The organism is Streptomyces sp. NPDC018029 (assembly GCF_044327655.1).
In the GTDB taxonomy this organism is placed as follows: domain Bacteria; phylum Actinomycetota; class Actinomycetes; order Streptomycetales; family Streptomycetaceae; genus Streptomyces.
Window position 1 is genome coordinate 151333 of the sequence record NZ_JBIRFV010000007.1, and the last position, 14376, is coordinate 165708.

12 protein-coding genes and 1 riboswitch are annotated in these 14376 nt (G+C 72.6%); of the genes, 9 read left to right on the forward strand and 3 right to left on the reverse strand.

All coding sequences use genetic code 11. The annotated features are described in order from the left end of the window. Positions 1-149 precede the first annotated feature (149 nt). The 4 genes from ACH4D5_RS22240 to ACH4D5_RS22255 all read left to right on the forward strand — a co-directional run bounded on the left by ACH4D5_RS22240 (position 150) and on the right by ACH4D5_RS22255 (position 4974). The gene (locus ACH4D5_RS22240) at positions 150-1505 is read left to right on the forward strand and encodes a M16 family metallopeptidase (RefSeq protein ID WP_398305176.1); all 1356 of its coding nucleotides are present in this window, start codon (positions 150-152) and stop codon (positions 1503-1505) included. Beyond that, the gene (locus ACH4D5_RS22245) at positions 1502-2887 is read left to right on the forward strand and encodes a M16 family metallopeptidase (protein ID WP_398305179.1); all 1386 of its coding nucleotides are present in this window, start codon (positions 1502-1504) and stop codon (positions 2885-2887) included. The genes ACH4D5_RS22240 and ACH4D5_RS22245 overlap by 4 nt, the downstream gene beginning before the upstream one ends. A 206-nt stretch (positions 2888-3093) precedes the next feature. Then, a riboswitch (cyclic di-AMP (ydaO/yuaA leader) is annotated at positions 3094-3256 on the forward strand. Between the two features lie 12 nt (positions 3257-3268). Continuing rightward, the gene (locus ACH4D5_RS22250) at positions 3269-4072 is read left to right on the forward strand and encodes a M23 family metallopeptidase (protein WP_398305182.1); all 804 of its coding nucleotides are present in this window, start codon (positions 3269-3271) and stop codon (positions 4070-4072) included. Positions 4073-4287: 215 nt separating this feature from the next. Beyond that, on the forward strand, positions 4288-4974 hold the full coding sequence (locus tag ACH4D5_RS22255) for a GntR family transcriptional regulator (RefSeq protein ID WP_398305185.1): 687 nt from the start codon (positions 4288-4290) through the stop codon (positions 4972-4974). A gap of 176 nt (positions 4975-5150) precedes the next feature. Here ACH4D5_RS22255 and ACH4D5_RS22260 read toward each other — a convergent pair whose 3' ends face one another. Continuing rightward, a complete protein-coding gene (locus ACH4D5_RS22260) occupies positions 5151-5432 on the reverse strand; it encodes an HPr family phosphocarrier protein (RefSeq protein WP_362992734.1) in 282 nt (93 codons plus the stop codon). A gap of 152 nt (positions 5433-5584) precedes the next feature. On the opposite strand from ACH4D5_RS22260, the gene ACH4D5_RS22265 reads away from it, so the two are divergent. The 4 genes from ACH4D5_RS22265 to ACH4D5_RS22280 are packed head-to-tail and all read left to right on the forward strand — an operon-like array spanning position 5585 to position 10975. Further along, positions 5585-8419, forward strand: a complete 2835-nt coding sequence (locus ACH4D5_RS22265; RefSeq protein ID WP_398305187.1) for a GNAT family N-acetyltransferase — start codon at positions 5585-5587, stop codon at positions 8417-8419. 47 nt (positions 8420-8466) lie between these two features. Continuing rightward, positions 8467-9054, forward strand: coding sequence for a DUF5998 family protein (locus ACH4D5_RS22270; protein ID WP_362992738.1), 588 nt, complete (start codon positions 8467-8469; stop codon positions 9052-9054). Further along, positions 9054-10241 (forward strand): alkaline phosphatase family protein, encoded by a 1188-nt coding sequence (locus ACH4D5_RS22275; protein ID WP_398305190.1) that lies wholly within the window; start codon positions 9054-9056, stop codon positions 10239-10241. The genes ACH4D5_RS22270 and ACH4D5_RS22275 overlap by 1 nt, the downstream gene beginning before the upstream one ends. A gap of 53 nt (positions 10242-10294) precedes the next feature. Continuing rightward, complete coding sequence (locus tag ACH4D5_RS22280; protein ID WP_398305193.1) at positions 10295-10975, forward strand: thymidine kinase; 681 nt, start codon at positions 10295-10297, stop codon at positions 10973-10975. On the opposite strand, the gene ACH4D5_RS22285 is transcribed toward ACH4D5_RS22280, so the two are convergent. Then, the gene (locus ACH4D5_RS22285) at positions 10958-11683 is read right to left on the reverse strand and encodes a VOC family protein (protein ID WP_398305196.1); all 726 of its coding nucleotides are present in this window, start codon (positions 11681-11683) and stop codon (positions 10958-10960) included. The genes ACH4D5_RS22280 and ACH4D5_RS22285 overlap by 18 nt on opposite strands. 498 nt (positions 11684-12181) lie before the next feature. Here ACH4D5_RS22285 and ACH4D5_RS22290 point away from each other — a divergent pair, with 498 nt between their 5' ends. After that, positions 12182-13009, forward strand: coding sequence for a sulfurtransferase (locus ACH4D5_RS22290; RefSeq protein WP_398305199.1), 828 nt, complete (start codon positions 12182-12184; stop codon positions 13007-13009). A 53-nt stretch (positions 13010-13062) separates the two neighbouring features. Here the strand turns inward: ACH4D5_RS22290 and sepH are convergent, their stop codons facing one another. Continuing rightward, on the reverse strand, positions 13063-14163 hold the full coding sequence (gene sepH, locus ACH4D5_RS22295; protein ID WP_362992748.1) for a septation protein SepH: 1101 nt from the start codon (positions 14161-14163) through the stop codon (positions 13063-13065). Positions 14164-14376: the final 213 nt, after the last annotated feature.

Below are 14376 nucleotides of genomic sequence, written 5' to 3' on the forward strand. Positions count from 1 at the left end.
CTGACAACGCCGACCACGACCCGTGCACCGGCGGTGTCACACGCGACTACGCCGAGGGCGGACCGGGAACTTCGTCAGGTGTCCACACGCTTGCATACAGTGGCAGGACTGGCAGAACCAGCAATGTTTTAGCGATCGAAGGGACGTACATGCCCATGGGTCACACGGCCACAGCCGAGGCCGGCTCCGGCGGCCTGACAGCGACCGAGCACCGGCTGGCCAACGGCCTGCGCGTGGTGCTCTCCGAGGACCACCTGACCCCCGTCGCCGCGGTCTGCCTCTGGTACGACGTCGGCTCACGCCACGAGGTCAAGGGGCGAACCGGCCTCGCGCACCTCTTCGAGCACCTCATGTTCCAGGGCTCGAAGCAGGTGCACGGAAACGGCCACTTCGAGCTGGTCCAGGGCGCGGGCGGCTCGCTCAACGGCACGACGAGCTTCGAGCGCACCAACTATTTCGAGACGATGCCCGCCCACCAGTTGGAGCTCGCCCTCTGGCTCGAGGCCGACCGGATGGGCTCGCTGCTCTCCGCCCTCGACGAGGAGTCCATGGAGAACCAGCGCGACGTCGTCAAGAACGAGCGCCGCCAGCGCTACGACAACGTCCCGTACGGCACCGCCTTCGAAAAGCTGACCGCCCTCTCGTACCCCGAGGGCCACCCGTACCACCACACGCCGATCGGCTCCATGGCCGACCTGGACGCGGCCACCCTGGAGGACGCGCGCGCGTTCTTCCGCACGTACTACGCGCCCAACAACGCCGTCCTCTCGGTCGTCGGCGACATCGACCCGGAGCAGACGCTCGCCTGGATCGAGAAGTACTTCGGCTCGATCCCCGGTCACGACGGCAAGCAGCCGCCGCGCGACGGGTCCCTGCCCGAGCGCATCGGCGAGGAGCTGCGCGAGGTCGTCGAGGAGGACGTCCCGGCCCGCGCCCTGATGGCCGCCTACCGCCTCCCGGAGGACGGCACGCGCGCGTGCGACGCGGCCGACATCGCCCTCACCGTCCTCGGCAGCGGCGAGTCCTCCCGGCTCTACAACCGCCTCGTGCGCCGGGACCGCACCGCGGTCGCCGCGGGCTTCGGCCTGCTGCGCCTCGCCGGGGCGCCCTCGCTCGGCTGGCTGGACGTGAAGACGTCCGGCGACGTCGAGGTCCCCGTGATCGAGGCCGCCGTCGACGAGGAGCTGGCCCGCTTCGCCGCCGAGGGCCCCACTCCGGAGGAGATGGAGCGCGCCCAGGCGCAGTTGGAGCGCGAGTGGCTCGACCGGCTCGGCACGGTCGCGGGCCGCGCCGACGAACTCTGCCGGTACGCCGTCCTGTTCGGCGACCCGCAGCTCGCCCTCACCGCCGTCCAGCGCGTCCTCGACGTCACGGCGGAAGAGGTCCAGGAGGTCGCCAAGGCCCGCCTGCGCCCGGACAACCGCGCCGTGCTCGTGTACGAACCCGTGACCGCCGCCGACGAGGGCGCAGAGGCCGCCGAGGAAGAAGAGGAGGCGGCGAAGTGACCGAGGCCGCGACGATGCAGTTCCACCCCCAGCCCCAGGCCGGACAGGCCAGGCCCTGGGCCTTCCCGGCGCCCGACCGCAGCACGCTGCCCAACGGCCTCACCGTGCTGCGTTGCGACCGCCCCGGCCAGCAGGTCGTCGCCGTCGAGATCAACCTCGCAGCGCCCCTGGACGCCGAGCCCGAGGGCCTCGACGGCGTCGCCACGATCATGGCGAGGGCCTTCAACGAAGGCACCGACAAGCACTCCGCCGAGGAGTTCGCCGCCGAGCTCGACCGCTGCGGCGCGACGCTCGACGCACACGCCGACCACCCGGGCGTGCGGGTCTCCCTGGAGGTCCCGGTCTCCCGGCTCCCGAAGGCGCTCGGCCTGCTCGCCGACGCCCTGCGGGCCCCCGCCTTCGCGGACAGCGAGATCGAGCGGCTCGTCCGCAACCGCCTGGACGAGATCCCGCACGAGGCCGCCAACCCGGCCCGCCGCGCCGCCAAGGAGCTCTCCAAGGAGCTCTTCCCCGCGACCTCGCGCATGTCCCGCCCCCGCCAGGGCACCGAGGAGACGGTCGCGGCCATCGACTCGGCGGCGGTGCGCGCCTTCTACGAGAAGCACGTCCGCCCCGCCACGGCCACCCTCGTCGTGGTCGGCGACCTGACCGGGACCGACCTGGACGCCGTCCTCGCCGACACGGTCGGCGCCTGGACGGGCTCCCCGGGCGAGCCGCGCCCGGTGCCGCCGGTGACCGCCGACGACCGCGGCCGCGTCGTCATCGTGGACCGCCCCGGAGCGGTCCAGACGCAGCTGCTGATCGGCCGCATCGGGGCCGACCGGCACGACCGCGTCTGGCCGGCCCAGGTCCTCGGCACGTACTGCCTGGGCGGCACCCTCACCTCGCGTCTCGACCGCGTCCTGCGCGAGGAGAAGGGATACACCTACGGCGTACGGGCGTTCAGCCAGGTCCTTCGTTCGGCGCCGGACGGCTCGGGCGCCGCGATGCTCGCCATCAGCGGCTCCGTGGACACCCCGAACACGGGACCGGCGCTGGAGGACCTGTGGCAGGTCCTGCGCGTCCTCGCCGCCGAAGGTCTCACGGACGCCGAGCGCGACGTGGCCGTGCAGAACCTCGTGGGCGTCGCCCCGCTCAAGTACGAGATGGCGGCCTCCGTGGCGGCCACCCTCGCCGACCAGGTCGAGCAGAACCTCCCGGACGACTTCCAGGCGCAGCTGTACCGCCAGCTGGCCGCCACCGGCACCGTGGAGGCCACCGCCGCCGTCGTGAACGCCTTCCCGGCGGACCGCCTGGTGACGATCCTGGTCGGGGACGCCGCGCAGATCGAGGAGCCCGTCAGGGCGCTCGGCATCGGCGAAGTGAGTGTCGTCACGGGCTGAGTGACGGCTGAGTCACAGTCAGGACATATCGGGACCCCGGTGACCGCTTCAGGCGCCGGGGTCCTCATATGTCCGAATTCATACGGTGGTTGCCTGTCTGCCGTGTGGCGTGCGCTACAAAAGGCGACTTCTGTTTGTCGATTGAAGACGGCGCGTTTAGCGTCGACCCGGCTGTTCGTCGCGCAGTACGCCGCATCCGCGGCACCGGACAGTCATCGCCGAGTCCCCGTACGGCGCGAGCCAGGGGAGCCGGGGACCCACATGTCCCCTGGGGTGAATCGGGCACCTTGCCGCGAGGCGAGGGACCCGTAGGAGACCTTCCTGCTCCGAACCCGTCAGCTAACCCGGTAGGCGAGAAGGAAGGAAAGGATCACCCGCCACATGGCGTTCACCCGTGCCACCGGGAAGCACCGTCGTCCGAGCCGCCTCACGCGTACCACCGCGAACGTCGCCGGTGTCGCGGCGCTCACCACCACCGGTGTCATCGGCGGCCTCGCCGCCCCGGCGCTCGCCGCCCCCGACGAAGCCGCCATGGAGCACACCGGCCTCACCCAGGCGATATCCGTCGGCGACTCGCTCGCCGCGAGCATCGACGCGCAGGCCGCGGCGCAGCAGCAGGCCGCCGACGACGCCGCCGCGGCCAAGAAGGCCGAAGAGGCCGCCAAGAAGAAGGCCGCCGAGGAGAAGCGCAAGGCCGAGGCCGAGGCCAAGGCGAAGGCCAAGAAGGAGCGCGAGGCCAAGGAGCGCGCCGCCCGCGAGGCCGAGCGCAAGCGCCTGAACACCTACGTCTCCCCGATCAGCGGCTCGTACGTCTCCACGGGCTACCAGACCGGCGGCGCCATGTGGTCCTCCGGCAGCCACACCGGCGTGGACTTCCACGCGGCGTCCGGCACCCCGGTCCACGCGGTCGGCTCCGGCACCGTCGTCGAGGCCGGCTGGGGTGGCGCCTACGGCAACAACGTGGTCATCAAGATGAACGACGGCACGTACACCCAGTACGGCCACATGTCCTCCCTCGGCGTCACCGTGGGCCAGACGGTCACCCCGGGCCAGCAGATCGGCCTCTCCGGTTCCACCGGCAACTCCAGCGGCCCGCACCTCCACTTCGAGGCCCGCACCGGCGCTGAGTACGGCTCGGACATCGACCCGGTCGCGTACCTCCGCTCGCACGGCGTCAGCGTCTGACGGACGACGGACGACGGACGACGGACGACGGACGGCAGACGCCGACCCCGCACAGCTCCGAAAGCCCCGGCTCGCCCAGAGCCGGGGCTTTCGCGTTGGCCAAAAGATATCCATGATTTCCGGCCCGCCGTCGGAAATTCCCGCGCTCTGCAATAGAGTCACTGAATGAGCGTCGGTCGACCGCGTTTCGCGGGGATTAAGGCGGAGGTCCGATCATGCGCGTGCCCGCGCACTCTGTATGCACGGCCATTCGGGACGATATTGTCGCCGGCGTCCACGAAAGGGGCGGCCGGCTCACCGAGGAACTCCTCGCGCGCCGCTACGGCGTCTCCCGGGTGCCTGTGCGCGAGGCCCTGCGCACGCTGGAGGCCGAGGGCTTCGTCGTCACCCGCAGGCACGCGGGCGCCTGCGTAGCCGAGCCCACCGAACAGGAGGCGGCCGACCTCCTGGAGGTCAGGACGCTGCTCGAACCGCTCGCCGCGGCGCGGGCCGCGCAGCGCCGCACGGACGCGCACCTGAAGGTGTTGCGCGGGCTCGTCAGGCTGGGGCAGGAGCGCTCCAGGAGCGGCCTGGGGGAGGAGCTGCGCTCACTGGGCGGCTGGTTCCACGAGACGCTCGCCCAGGCCTCCGGAAGCCCCGGCCTCAGCGCGCTGCTCACCCAGCTCCGGCACAAGGTCGCCTGGATGTACGTCGTGCAGGCCCCGGCGGCGCCCGGTGAGTCCTGGTCGGAGCACGCCGCGATCCTCGACGCGGTCGCCCGCCGGGACCCCGAGCGGGCCAGGGCACTCACCGCCGCGCACGCCGAACGGGCCGCGGCCGCCCACCGATTGCGCCCCGCACGCCGGGCCGGCCATGTGAGGGATTCGCAACATGCCGTAAACACGGTGAGCCTCCGGAATTAACGGAGGCTCCGTATATTCCGTATACGAGAAGAAAGCTATTTCTCCGAGCGGATAATCCCGCATACGTCGCTGCATCTGTCGAGTCGATGCATCCGTCGATGCGTACGCCCGCATACGTCGATGGGGTCACCCGGGAATTCCGGGCGACCCCATCCACGTAATGCGGGAAACGTGTCCTAGACCGTCTCCGGAAGCTCCTCGAGCCCCTCCGAGACCAGCTTCGCCAGGCGGTCGAGCGCGGCGTCGGCACCCTCGGCGTCGGAGGCGAGCACGATCTCCTCGCCGCCCTGGGCGCCCAGGCCGAGCACGGCGAGCATCGAGCCGGCGTTGACCGGGTTGCCGCCGGCCTTGGCGATCGTCACGGGGACGCCGGCGGCCGTGGCCGCACGGACGAAGATGGAGGCGGGTCGGGCGTGAAGGCCCTCGGCCCAGCCGACGTTGACGCGGCGCTCAGCCATGTGTTGCTGCCCTTCCAGGTGTCTCACACTTGTCTAGACCAGTGTCTCATGCCGTCACGGGTGCTCTGCCGACCCGCGTCCGGCCCGGGCCGCCCTCGACCCGTCCCAGCTTGCCCCGGCCCCGACGGCCGCGCGACCCGTACCCTGGCCCCATGCAGACCCCGTCGGATCAGCAGGATCGGCACGACTACCCCTCCCACTGGGAAGCCGATGTGGTGCTGCGCGACGGAGGCACCGCCCGGATCAGGCCCATCACGGCCGAGGACGCGGACCGCCTGGTCAGCTTCTACGAACAGGTCTCGGACGAGTCGAAGTACTACCGCTTCTTCGCGCCCTACCCACGGCTGTCCGCCAAGGACGTGCACCGCTTCACCCACCACGACCAGGTGGACCGGGTGGGCCTCGCGGCCACGGTGGGCGGCGAGTTCATCGCCACCGTGCGCTACGACCGCATCGACGAGCGCGGCATGGCCGCCAGCGCGCCCGCGGACGAGGCCGAGGTCGCCTTCCTCGTGCAGGACGCCCACCAGGGCCGCGGCGTCGCCTCCACGCTCCTGGAGCACATCGCGGCCGTCGCCAGGGAGCGCGGCATCCGGCGCTTCGCCGCCGAGGTGCTGCCCGCCAACACCAAGATGATCAAGGTGTTCACGGACGCGGGCTACCAGCAGAAGCGCAGCTTCGAGGACGGCGTCGTACGCCTGGAGTTCGACCTGGAGCCGACCGCCCGCTCGCTCGCCGTGCAGCGCGCCCGCGAACAGCGCGCCGAGGGACGGTCCGTGCAGCGCCTCCTGACCCCCGGCTCGGTCGCGGTGATCGGCGTGGGCCGGGCCCCCGGCGGCGTCGGCCGCAGCGTGCTCGCCAACCTCCGGGAGTCCGGCTTCACCGGGCGCCTGTACGCGGTGAACAGCGCCTTCGAAGAGGAGCCCGAGGGCGCCCGCGTCGACGGAGTGCCCGCGCACCGCTCTGTAGCGGCCATCGAGGAGCCCGTGGACCTCGCGGTGGTCGCCGTGCCCGCCGAGCGCGTCCCCCAGGCCGTCGCCGAGTGCGGTGAGCGCGGCGTGCGCGGCCTCGTGGTGCTCTCCGCGGGCTACGGAGAGAGCGGCCCACTCGGCCGCGAGCGGCAGCGCGAACTGGTGCGCCAGGCCCGCTCCTACGGCATGCGCATCATCGGCCCGAACGCCTTCGGTGTCATCAACACCTCTCCGGAGACGCGGCTCAACGCCTCACTCGCCCCGCAGTCCCCCGCGCGCGGGCGGATCGGCCTGTTCACCCAGTCCGGCGCGATCGGGATCGCCCTGCTGTCCGGACTGCACCGACGGGGCGCGGGCCTCTCCACGTTCGTCGGATCCGGCAACCGCGCCGACGTGTCGGGCAACGACCTGCTGCAGTACTGGTTCGAGGACCCCGACACCGACGTCACGCTGATGTACCTGGAGACCATCGGCAACCCGCGCAAGTTCACGCGTCTCGCGCGGCGTTCGGCCACCACCAAGCCCCTCGTCGTCGTCCAGGGCGCCCGGCACAGCGGCATCACCCCGACCGGCCACGCCGTGCAGGCCACCCGCCTGCCGCACGCCACCGTCTCGGCACTGCTGCGCCAGGCGGGCGTCATCCGCGTCGACACCGTCACGGAGATGGTCGACGCGGGGCTGCTGCTCGCCGGGCAGCCGCTGCCCTCAGGACCCCGCGTGGGCATCCTCGGGAACAGCGAGTCCCTCGGCCTCCTCACGTACGACGCCTGCGTCGCCGACGGACTGCGGCCGCTGCCGCCCCGCGACCTCACGACGGCGGCGACCCCGGCCGACTTCCGTGCCGCGCTCGCCGAGGCGCTGTCGGACGACGGCTGCGACGCGGTGATCGTCAACGCGATCCCCTGGGTGGGTGAGGACGGGGCCGCCACCGACCCCGAGACGCTGGCCACGGAGTTGCGGGCCGCCGCCGCGGGCTGCCCGGCGAAGCCCGTCGCCGTGGTCCACGTCGAGCTCGGCGGGCTCGCCGAGGCGCTGGCCGCCGCGGCCAGCACCCGCCCCGACGCCCCCGCCCCGCCGACCAGCAGGCAACCCGCCGAGGAAGCCGCACCGGACGCCCCGGAGGAGCCAGCACCTGCCACGGAGCAGTACCGCATCCCGGCCTACCCCGCCGCCGAGCGGGCCGTCCGCGCCCTCTCCGAAGCCGTCAAGTACGCCCAGTGGCGGCGCGAGGCCGCCGAGCCGGGGCGCGTGCCCGAGTACGACGACATCGACGAGAGCGGAGCCGCCGACCGCATCGCGGAGCTGCTCGCCGAGGACGGCGACCCGCGCGGACTCACCCTCGCCCCGGCCGACGCCCACGAGCTGCTCGGGCGCTACGGCATCCGCGTACGCCAGGCCCTGCCCGCGCCGGGACCCGACGCTGCGGCAGAGGCCGCGCGCACCCTCGGCTACCCCGTCGCCCTGAAGACCACGGCCCCGCACCTGCGGCACCGCGCCGACCTCGGCGGAGTGCGCCTCGACCTCGCCGACGAGGAGCAACTGCGCCGGACGTACCAGGAACTGACGGACGCCTTCGGGAGCCCCGCCGAGCTGCGGCCCGTCGTGCAGGGCATGGTGCCGCGCGGCGTCGACACCGTCGTGCGCGCGGTCATCGACCCGGCCGCCGGAGCGGTGCTCTCCTTCGGCCTGGCGGGCGCCGCGTCCGAACTGCTCGGCGACACCGCCCACCGCCTCGTCCCGGTCACCGACCGCGAGGCGGGCTCCATGGTCAGGTCCATCCGGACCGCGCCGCTCCTCTTCGGCTGGCGAGGCTCCGCCCCCGTGGACACCCCGGCCCTGGAAGAACTGCTCCAGCGGGTCTCCCGGCTCGTCGACGACCACCCCGAAGTGGTCACCGTCTCCTTGGAGCCCGTGGTCGTCGCCCAACGGGGCCTCTCCGTGCTCGACGCCTCGGTCCGGCTCGCGCCCCCGCCCGCCCGCGACGACCTCGGCCCACGCACCCTTCCCGGGTACTGAGGCCGCGGGGCACCGTGCGCCCCGCACCGGGCCGTAGGATGGACGGCATGGCAAAGACCGGTACGACGACCCAGGGGCTGCGCGCGGCGATCGAGCGCAGCGGCTACTACCCGGCCCTCGTGGCCGAGGCGGTGGAGGCCGCGATCGGCGGCGAGGCCATCGGGTCCTACCTGGTCCACCAGGAGACGACGTTCGACGCCAACGAAGTGCGCCGGCACGTCACCGTCCTCGTCCTGACCGGCACGCGCTTCATCGTCAGCCACACCGACGAGCAGGCGGCGGACAGCACGTCCCCGACGCCGTACGCGACGACCTCCACCGAGTCGGTCAAGATCGGCCGCATCTCCTCGGTCGTGGTCAGCCGCGTCGTCGGCAACCCCGAGAAGTACGTTCCGGGCACCCCGCCCCGCGAGGTCGTCCTGACCATCGGCTGGGGCGCCGTGGCGCGCCTCGACCTGGAGCCCGCGGCCTGCGGCGACCCCAACTGCGAGGCGGACCACGGGTACACGGGCAGCTCGACCGCCGACGACCTGAGCCTGCGCGTCAGCGAGGCGGGCGACGGCCCCGACGCCGTGCGGCAGACCCTCGCCTTCGCCCAGGCCCTGTCCGAGGCGACCGCGGACACCGCCCGCTGATGTCGCTGCCCGCCTGGGACGACGTACAACCGCTCGCCCTCGACACCGCCCCCGTGCCCGCGTACGGCACCGGCTCGCTGGCCGACCTGCTGCCCACGCTCGTCGCCCACCAGGGCGTCGACGGCTTCACACCCGTCATCCCCGAACTCGCCCCGGCCGACCGGAACTGCGTCTTCCTGATCGACGGCCTGGGCTGGGAGCAGCTCAAGGCGCACCCGGCCGAGGCTCCCTTCCTGACCTCGCTGCTGGAGAGCTCGCGCGGCGGCACCGGGCGGCCCGTCACCGCGGGCTTCCCCGCCACCACCGCGACCTCGCTCGCCTCGGTCGGCACGGGCCTGCCGCCCGGCGCGCACGGCCTGCCCGGCTACACCGTCCGGGATCCCGCGACCGGCGAGCTGATGAACCAGCTCCGCTGGAACCCGTGGACCGACCCGCACGCCTGGCAGCCGTACCCCACCGTCTTCCAGCGCGCCCACGAGGCCGGTGTGCACACCGCGCAGGTCTCCTCGCCGACCTTCGAGCACACCCCGCTCACCAAGGTCGCCCTGAGCGGCGGTTCCTTCCGGGGCAGGGTCTCCGGAGAGGACCGCATGGACCTCGCCGCTGAGCAACTCGCCGCCGGGGACCGCTCTTTGGTCTACACGTACTACGCGGAAGTGGACGGCAAGGGCCACCGCTTCGGTGTCGACTCCGATGCCTGGCGCGGCCAGCTCATGTACGTCGACCGGCTCGTGCAGCGCCTCGCCGAGCAGCTGCCCCCGCGCAGCGCCTTGTACGTGACCGCGGACCACGGCATGCTCGACATCCCCTTCGACGACGAGTCCCGCATCGACTTCGACGCGGACTGGGAGCTGCGCGCCGGCGTCGCCCTCCTCGGCGGCGAGGGCCGCGCCCGGCACGTCTACGCGGTCCCGGGTGCCGAGAACGACGTCCTGACGGTCTGGCGCGAGGTCCTCGGCGAGCAGTTCTGGGTGGCCGGACGTGACGAGGCGATCGCCGCGGGCTGGTTCGGTCCACACATTGATCAACGTGTGTACGGGCGCATCGGCGATGTCGTCGCGGCGGCCCACGCGGACGTGGCGATCATCGCCTCGGAGCGTGAGCCCAAGGAGTCCGCCCTGGTCGGTATGCACGGCTCCATGACCCCCGTGGAGCAGCTCGTCCCGCTCCTCGAAGTACGCTCCTGACCGGCCCCCGCCCACCCCTGTCTCCCCGAGTCCCGAAAGGTCTTCGACCCCCCATGCCCGAGCTGGTGTTCTTCTCCGGAACGATGGACTGCGGAAAGAGCACGCTGGCTCTGCAGATCGAGCACAACCGCTCCGCCCGCGGACTCCAGGGGATGATCTTCACTCGGGACGACCGCGCGGGCGAGGGCAAGCTCTCCTCCCGCCTCGGGCTCGTCACCGACGCGATCGAGGCCGCCGACGACTTCGACTTCTACGCCCACCTCGTCGACCACCTCTCGCGGGGCGGCCGCGCGGACTACGTGATCGCGGACGAGGCGCAGTTCCTGGCGCCGGACCAGATCGACCAGCTCGCCAGGGTCGTCGACGACCTCGGCCTCGACGTCTTCGCGTTCGGTATCACCACGGACTTCCGCTCCAAGCTCTTCCCGGGCTCGCAGCGCCTGGTCGAACTCGCCGACCGCGTCGAGGTCCTCCAGGTCGAGGCGCTCTGCTGGTGCGGCGCCCGCGCCACGCACAACGCCCGCACCATAGGCGGCGAGATGGTCGTCGAGGGCGCCCAGGTCGTCGTCGGCGACGTCAACCAGTCGGCGGACGAGGTGGGGTACGAAGTGCTGTGCCGCCGCCATCACCGGCGCAGGACGACGGCGGCGACCGCGCGTGCCGGAGCCCTGTCGCCGGACGTGCTGCCGGTCGACACGGCGGCCGCCGCGCCCGGCTCAGCCGTCCGTGTGTGAGCGTACGAGAGTGAAGGACGCGCCGTCCGGGTCGGCGACCGTCGCCATCCGGCCGTAGGTGCCGACCCAGGGGGGCCTGACGACCTGGCCGCCGAGGTCGAGGACCCGCTCCACCGCCTCGTCGACGTCGGCGACTTCGAAGTGGGTCATCCAGTGCGGGCCCCGGTCGCGCGGGAGCGCCTGGCCCACGCCGTGCACGCCCGCCACCGGCCGGTCGTCCACGCACAGCGTCACATAGTCGAAGTCGGCCGAGACGACGGCCTCCACGGTGCAGTGGAAGACGTTCTGGTAGAACTTGACGACGCTCGCCGTCTCCAGGGTCACCAGTTCGTTCCAGGTCGGCGTGCCGGGCCTGCCGACCACCGCGGTGCCCAGGTGGGCCGCCGCCTGCCAGACGCCGAACACCGCGCCCATCGGGTCCGACGCGATGATCAGCCGCCCGGCCTCGCCCGCGTCGAGCGGACCGACGCCGACCGTGCCGCCGCAGTGCCGCACCGCCTCCGCCGTCGCGTCCGCGTCGTCCGTGGCCAGATAGGGCGTCCAGGCGATGGGCAGATGGCGTCCCGCGGGCAGCTGGCCGATGCCCGCCACCTCCTGGTCGTCGAGCAGGGCCCGCACATACGGGCCGAGCTGCTGCGGGCCCGGCCGGAACTTCCACCCGAAGAGTGACCCGTAGAACTCCTGGGTCGCGCGCAGGTCATGTGTCATCAGACTCACCCAGCAGGGCGTCCCGGGCTTGTCCCGCAGGCCGGTCCACGCACCGTCCCGCCGGACCTTCCCGAAGGGCTCCGACGAGCTCTGTTCAGACGAGCTCCGGTCAGGGGAGACCCCATTCGCCCGCGCCTCGGTCATCGTCACCCTCTCCTCGGTCTTCGTGCGACCGCTCAGCTTCATTCTCGAATGCGCGTACGATGCCGCGCGGACTCGTGCCCGTGCAGATGCTCGCACCGCCTGCCGCCTCACGCGCCCCGACGGCGCCGCTCCGTCCGGCTTCCCGCGGTAGATGCCCGATTTCCCGCTTCTCATCCGTGAACACGTGACCGTGTCCATGAACACGTGACTGCGCTCCGGTGACCATCAGCCGGACAGGCCGTGTCAGCCGAACAGGCCGTGCATGGTTCCGTACGCCCCGTGGTCGGGCGTCGTCCGGCGGGCAGGGTAGCCGGACCTTGGCGAGTCGACCACCCCGTGCGCAAGGATGGGGCCATGAATGCCATCATCTCCGCATCCGAACTCGCGAGCGAGCTGGCCGGCGAGAATCCGCCGGTCGTGCTCGACGTCCGCTGGCAGCACGAGGGCTCCCTGCGCTCCGCATACGAGGAAGGGCACATCCCGTCGGCTGTCTTCGTCGATCTGGACGCCGACCTGGCCGGTCCCGCGGGTGCGGGCGGCCGGCACCCGCTGCCCGACGTGGACCGGTTCGGCGCCGTGATGCGGGCGGCCGGGGTCTCGCAGGACCGGCCCGTCGTCGTCTACGACGGTGGCCAGAACTGGGCGGCGGCCCGGCTGTGGTGGATGCTGCGCTGGACGGGCCACGCGTCCGTCCGGGTCATCGACGGGGGCATCGGCTTCTGGACGGGCCCGTTGGAGCAGGGCGCGGGCCCGGCTCCGGCCGAGGGCTCCTTCGAGCCGGCCCCCAACAGCAAGGACCTGCTGGACGCGGAGTCCGCCGCGGCCCTGGCGCGCTCCGGGCTCCTCCTGGACGCCCGCGCGGCCGAGCGCTACCGCGGCGAGGTCGAGCCGATCGACCGTGTGGCCGGCCACATCCCGGGCGCGGTCTCGGCGCCGACCACGGAGAACGTCGCGGCGGACGGCCGCTTCAAGCCGGCCGACGAGCTGGCGGACCGCTTCAAGGCGCTCGGCACGTCCGGCACTTCGGAGGTCGGCGTCTACTGCGGCTCGGGCGTCTCGGGCGCCCACGAGGTGCTCGCCCTCGCGGTGGCGGGGATTCCCGCCGCGCTGTACGTCGGCTCGTGGTCGGAGTGGACGGCCGACCCCTCGCGCCCTGTGGCGACGGGCCCCGACCCGCAGTAGGAAGCGGCCGGTCCCCGCACCCGGAGGGCGCGGGGACCGTGGCCGTCCGACGGTTACTCCTGCTTCTTGCGGCGGGTGCCGAAGACGATCTCGTCCCAGCTGGGGACCGCCGCGCGGCGGCCAGGACGCACCCCGTCGGCCTCGGCCTGACGGTCCGTGGAGCCGACGAGCCGGTCGCGGTGGCTGGCCACCGAGCGCGGCATGAGGACGTCCGCATAGGCCGCGCCGGCACCGGCCGACGCCGCCGGGGGCTCCTCGGCGTCCGGCTCCTGCTCGGGCTCCTCCTGGGCGGGCGGCGGCAGTTCCGTGGTGGTCGCGGCCGAGGGGCGCTCGGGCACGACCATGTCGCCGCGGAAGCTGGGCACCGCCTCCAGGAGGCTGGTCAGGGAGTCGCGCTCCTGCTCGGCGACCGCGCCACCGGCACCGGTGCCCTCCTCCGCGGGGTCGGCGGGAGGGGCGGGGATGCTCGGGCGGTCCAGCTGACGGTCCAGGGCGCGGTCGAGCGGCCGGTCCGCAGGGCGGTCCCTGGGGAGGCGCGCGATGCGCGGCACGAACGGGAAGCTGGGCTCGGGCGCGGAGATGTCGTCCGTCTCGCCGATCAGCGAGCGCGCCTCGTCGTCCACGGCCTGGACGAGCCGCCGGGGCGGGTCGTACGTCCAGCACGCGGAGTGCGGCTCGGCCGCGACGCGGTAGACGAGGAGGACTTCCCAGGTGCCGTCGTCGCGGCGCCAGGAGTCCCACTGGACGGTGTCCTTGTCGACGCCCCGCAGCATCAGCCGCTCCTGCACGGCCTCGCCGAGCTGGGGGCCGGTGTTCTCACCGGGGCGGCGTACGGGCGTCTTTCTGGCGCGCTCCGCCATGAAGGCGCGCTCGGCGAGCACGGGCCCTTCGAAGCGGCGGACACGATCGACGGGGATGCCCGCGAGCTGGGCCACTTCTTCGGCGCTGGCACCCGCGCGTATCCGCGCCTGGATGTCGCGCGGTCGGAGGTGGCTCTCCACCTCGATCTCGATCTGTCCGAGTCGGGGCCTGTCGCCGCGGACGGCCGCACGCAGCCGCTCGTCGATCGGAAGCGTGTACTCCGTGCTGTCCGCAGCCTTCAGCACCAGCCGTGTGCCGTCGTTGCTGACGGCCACGACACGCAGTTCGGGCATGGGGACCTCCCGGGTGGTGCCTGCCGACGTCACGTGCGTCGCTGCTTCCGCTAGTCGAGTGTGGCCTGCCCGGGTGCAGCCTGCCACAACCTTGCCGAGTTGCCCGGCGTGTCGGGCAGGGGCCCTGGATCGCCGTTATGGCACGGTTACCATTTTGCAACGCTAAGTGACGACCTTCGCCACCCTGTGCGGCCAGCCCCCCACCCGGCGGTT